Source organism: Mumia sp., assembly GCF_028803055.1.
In the GTDB taxonomy this organism is placed as follows: domain Bacteria; phylum Actinomycetota; class Actinomycetes; order Propionibacteriales; family Nocardioidaceae; genus Mumia.
Genome location: NZ_JARBCJ010000224.1, coordinates 1 through 4,833 on the forward strand (window position 1 = coordinate 1; position 4,833 = coordinate 4,833).

Sequence of the window (4,833 nt, forward strand, 5' to 3'; positions counted from 1 at the left end):
TGGGTCGCCACGTAGTCCTCCACGATGGCGCGCAGGACCGCGAGCTTGCGTTCATCGAGCACGACGTCAGCCACGGTCCCTCCTCGTGTCGATGATCTTTGGCACTCCGGTGCCCTGAGTGCCAGTCTAGCCAGCCTCACCAGTCGCGTGTGGCTGCGAGGTGCCGCACGTTCTTTCGGCTAGTTTGCTCCTCGTGGCTCACGACCGATACGGATCCGATGTCCTGGCCGGCGACTGGCGCGTCCCCAAGCGAGGGCGGTCCACCGAGGTGGAGGCGGAGGTGGGGATGGTGCTCGAGGAGGTCCAGACCGACTTCTGCGGCGCCGTGACGCGCACCGACCGAGATCTCGACACCGTCGAGCTGGAGGACCGTCGCGGGAGGCGGCGTACCTTCCCCCTCGGGCCGGGCTTCCTCCTCGAGGGCAAGCCGGTCGTGCTCAAGGCGCCGGTACGACGCGCCGCGCCCGCACGCGCGACGCACACCGCGTCCGGCTCGGTCGCCGTCCACGACGCGAAGGCACGGGTCGCACGCGCGAGCCGCATCTACGTCGAGGGACGTCATGACGCGGAGCTGGTCGAGAAGGTGTGGGGTGACGACCTGCGGATCGAGGGGGTGGCGGTCGAGTACCTCGAGGGGGTCGACGACCTCCCGTCGGTCGTCGACCGCTTCAAGCCCGGTCCGGGACGCCGCCTGGGCGTGCTCGTGGACCATCTCGTCCCGGGGTCGAAGGAGTCGCGCATCGCCGCCTCGGTGCTGCGCGGACCGTACAAGGAGCACGTGCTCGTCGTCGGGCACCCGTACGTCGACGTCTGGCAAGGCGTGAAGCCCGAGCGCCTCGGGCTGGAGAAGTGGCCGGTGATCCCACGCTCGATGTCGTGGAAGCACGGCATCTGCCAGTCGCTCGGGTGGCCCCACCGGAACCAGGCCGACATCGCGCACGCCTGGAAGCGCATCCTCGGGTCCGTCCGCTCCTACGCCGACCTCGAGCCGGCGCTGCTCGGGCGGGTCGAGGAGCTCATCGACTTCGTCACGACCTGACCGCGCCCGCCCTTACGGCGCGTCGCCGCGGATCCGCCAGAAACACAGCCCGCCGAGGCCGAGCGCGAGTACGAGGAGCAGCGCCGTCTCGCGCCACTGCAGAGTCCAGAAGGCGCTGGACGGGTGCCACGTGACCTGCTGCCGATAGCCCTCGTCCGCCAACCGGTCGAAGCACGCCGCCCGCGCACCCGCCTGCGCGCTCTCCCCCGGTGGCGGCCCGCCGCAGTCGGCCACCCACGCCGGCAACGACCGCATGCGCTCGCCGTCGGCATCGAGCGTGACGTTCGACAGCTCCCACGTGCCGGTGCGGCCCGTCTCGACACGGATCTCGGAGACGTTCTCGATCGGGTCTCCTGGACCGGAGGCTCCTTCGACCATCAGACCGACGAGGTTCTCCTGCGTGATCGAGCTCGTGGCCTTCTCGGGTTCGACGAGCTGGGCCCGCACGACGACCCCGACGAACAGCTGGACGCCAAGGACGAGGACGAGCGTCACTGCCATCGCCGCGACTGTCCGTCGCACCACGAGCCCAGCCAGCACGCCGATCGCGAGCGCCAGCACGGCGTACCCGATCGGGACGAGGCCCCGGGCTCCGAAGACTGCGGGCTCGATGCGCGAGACCATGAACGGCCCCGTCCCCTCGCCGGTCGCGATCGCGCGCTCGATCGGTCCGGCCCACCAGGTCACACCCCACGACAGCAGCCCAGCGACCGACACCGTGACCAGGGCGGCGCCGAGGAGCTTGACGGCGAGCCACCGTGTGCGCGTGACCGACTGGCTCCACGCGAGGCGGTGCGTCCGCGCCTCCAGCTCGCGCGCGACCATCGGCGCTCCCCAGAACGCCCCGACGACGAGCGGGAAGACGTACGCCGCCGCGATGCCGACGTAGTAGAGCGTGACCTTGAACGCGTCGGCGCTCAGTCCTGTCAGGAACGAGCGTGCGCCGTCCTCTGCCGCGTCGACGATCCCAGGCCCGGTGATGGCCAGTGCCACGAGCAGCAGAGCGACGGCACCCGCGACCGGAATCGCCTGGACACGCAGCTGGCGCCATGTCAGCCAGATCATCGGATCACCTCGACGGTCGGGCGGGGGCGCTCGTACGAGGCGTCGCCGCGCAGGTAGGCGAGCACCAGATCCTCGAGCCCGAGAGGGGTCACGTCCCAGGAGGGATCGACCGCGGGTCCGCCGGTGCGGACGACGAACGTGCTCTGGCGGTCGGTATGGCTCGCCGTCACGACGTGGTGGCCGGCTGGGCCTGCGTCGGAGGGACGCCGCGCGCCGGTCATGCGGCGGTGCGAGGCCAGCAGATCGTCGAGGTCGCCCGCGACCCGGACCTCGGAGTCCACCAGCACGACGAGGTAGTCACAGGCGCGCTCGAGGTCCGAGACGAGGTGCGAGGACAGGACGACCGTGAGGTCCTGCTCGGCGACCGCCTCCATCAGGTCCTGCATGAACTCGCGTCGGGCGAGCGGGTCGAGGGCCGCGACGGGCTCGTCGAGGATCAGCAGCTCCGGCCGCTTGCCGATCGCCACCGTGAGCGCGATCTGGGCGCGCTGGCCTCCCGAGAGGCTGCCGGTGCGGCGCCGCAGGTCGATGCCGAGCCGGTCGATCCGGTCCCGGACGAGCACGTCGTCCCATCGCGGGTTGAGGTGCGAGCCAATCCGGAGGTGGTCGGCGACACTCATCCCCCGATAGGTCGGCGCATCCTGACTCACGTAGCCGACGCGCGCCTGGTGCTCAGCGCCGGACGACGGCCCCTCGCCCAGCACCTCGATGCGACCGACGGTGGGCACGAGCATCCCGGCCGCGAGGCCGAGCAGCGTGCTCTTGCCGGCGCCGTTCGGCCCGACGAGACCCACCACGCGGCCGGCCGGGAGCTCCAGCGTGCAGTCCTTCAGGGCCCAGTGGCGACTTCGGCCGTATCTCTTGCCGAGCTCATGCGTTCTCAGTGCTGTGGTCATGCGATGTCCTCCTCGGAGGCGGCCCGAAAGGTGGTCATGAACAACGCCTCGATGCTCTCGTCGTCGAGGCCGGCGCGGCGGGCCTTGGACAGCCACCGCTGGAGGTCGGTACGCAGCGGGCCGTGCGCCGCCAGCGTGTTGTCGGTGAGGGTCCGCGTGACGAACGTGCCGACACCCGGACGCGGAGCAACGAGGCCGTCGCGCTCGAGGTCGCGGTAGGCCTTCAGGACGGTGTTGGGGTTGATCGCCAGCGCACGCGCGACGTCCTTGACGGTCGGGAGCTGGTCGCCCTCGTCGAGGAGCCCGAGGCGGAGGGCGCGGCGTACCTGCTGAACGAGCTGCAGGTATGCGGAGACGCCCGACCGGGAGTCCAGGTGGAACTCGATCATTCGATACTCCTAATGTGCTATCTGAATAGCACTATAGGTAGCAGCAGATCCGACCGCAAGAGTCCTTGCAGCCGCCCTGCGACACTGGAGGCATGCCGTCCACGCTTCCCGAGGGACAAGCCGTCCCCGCTGACGGCGCCCTCCCTGCAGCCTCGCTCGACGCCCTCGGGGGCGCGCCCTTCGGCGTGTACGTCCACGTCCCGTTCTGCGTGACGCGGTGCGGCTACTGCGACTTCAACACCTACACGTCGTCCGAGCTCGGACCGGGCGCCTCGCACGACTCCTACGCCGACACCGTGCTCGCCGAGATCGCGCTGGCGGCTCAGGTGCTCCAGCGTGCCGACCGCCCGTTGCCGGAGGTCGAGACGGTGTTCATCGGCGGCGGCACGCCCACACTCCTCGCCTCCGACGACCTCGGACGCATCCTCGAGGGGATCGACAAGACCTTCGGGCTGGCGGCCGGCTACGAGGCCACCACGGAGGCGAACCCCGACAGCGTGACCCCCGCGTCTCTCGCCACGCTCCGCTCACGCGGTTTCACCCGCATCTCGTACGGCATGCAGTCCGCGGTCCCTCACGTTCTCGCAACGCTGGACCGCACGCACGACCCGGCCAGACTGCCTGACGTCGTGCGGTGGGCCCGCGACGCCGGCTTCTCGCAGGTGAGCGTCGACCTCATCTACGGCACGCCCGGAGAGTCGCTGGCGGACTGGGAGCGGTCGCTCGACACGGCACTCGCACTCGGTCCCGACCATGTCAGTGCCTATGCCCTCATCGTCGAGGAGGGGACCGCGCTCGCACGCCGCGTCTCCCGCGGCGAGGTCGCAGCTCCCGACGACGACCTGATGGCCGACATGTATCTCGCCGCGGACGCGCGGCTCAGCGCCGCGGGCCTCGGGTGGTACGAGCTGTCGAACTGGGCCCGCGACGACGCCGCGCGGTGCCGCCACAACGAGCTCTACTGGACCGGTGCCGACTGGTGGGGCTTCGGGCCGGGGGCGCACAGCCACGTCGCCGGCACCCGCTGGTGGAACGTCAAGCACCCCGCCGCCTACGCCCAGCGGCTGGCCGAGGGCCGATCCCCCGGGCACGGGCGCGAGATCCTCGACCTCGAGACCCGTCGTGTGGAGCAGGTGCTGCTCGAGTCGCGCCTGCACGACGGCATGCCGCTCGTCCGGCTGGATGCCGCGGGACGTGCCGCCGTGCCGGGGCTCGTCTCCGACGGGCTCGTCGAGCTCTCCGACGACAGCCACCGTCTCGTTCTCACCGTCCGCGGCCGCCTCCTCGCGGACGCGGTCGTGCGCCGCCTCCTGCCGTAGGCGACCCCGCTCTCACGCAGAGGAGGGCCGCCCCCCGACGGGGTGGGGCCCACCAGGGACCCCGGCCGGGCAGGTGGCGGCGGAGAACACGTGCAGGATCGGGGGGGACGTTTGCAAGACGAACA

Annotated in this window: 5 protein-coding genes; 2 read left to right on the forward strand and 3 right to left on the reverse strand. The window is 71.0% G+C overall.

All coding sequences use genetic code 11. The annotated features are described in order from the left end of the window. Nucleotides 1-184: 184 nt before the first annotated feature. On the forward strand, nucleotides 185-1,039 hold the full coding sequence (locus tag PV363_RS15895; RefSeq protein ID WP_301022837.1) for a DUF3097 domain-containing protein: 855 nt from the start codon (nucleotides 185-187) through the stop codon (nucleotides 1,037-1,039). A 12-nt stretch (nucleotides 1,040-1,051) separates the two neighbouring features. On the opposite strand, the gene PV363_RS15900 is transcribed toward PV363_RS15895, so the two are convergent. From PV363_RS15900 to PV363_RS15910, 3 genes are read right to left on the reverse strand one after another with little or no spacing between them, the layout of a single operon-like run. After that, complete coding sequence (locus PV363_RS15900; RefSeq protein ID WP_220346571.1) at nucleotides 1,052-2,104, reverse strand: ABC transporter permease subunit; 1,053 nt, start codon at nucleotides 2,102-2,104, stop codon at nucleotides 1,052-1,054. Continuing rightward, complete coding sequence (locus PV363_RS15905; protein ID WP_220344209.1) at nucleotides 2,101-3,000, reverse strand: ABC transporter ATP-binding protein; 900 nt, start codon at nucleotides 2,998-3,000, stop codon at nucleotides 2,101-2,103. The genes PV363_RS15900 and PV363_RS15905 overlap by 4 nt, the downstream gene beginning before the upstream one ends. Further along, a complete protein-coding gene (locus PV363_RS15910) occupies nucleotides 2,997-3,389 on the reverse strand; it encodes a GntR family transcriptional regulator (RefSeq protein ID WP_220344208.1) in 393 nt (130 codons plus the stop codon). Before PV363_RS15910 ends, PV363_RS15905 begins: the two co-directional genes overlap by 4 nt. Before the next feature lie 92 nt (nucleotides 3,390-3,481). Here PV363_RS15910 and hemW point away from each other — a divergent pair, with 92 nt between their 5' ends. Next, nucleotides 3,482-4,708: a radical SAM family heme chaperone HemW gene (gene hemW, locus PV363_RS15915; RefSeq protein ID WP_220346570.1), complete on the forward strand. Its 1,227-nt coding sequence runs from the start codon at nucleotides 3,482-3,484 to the stop codon at nucleotides 4,706-4,708. Nucleotides 4,709-4,833 lie beyond the last annotated feature (125 nt).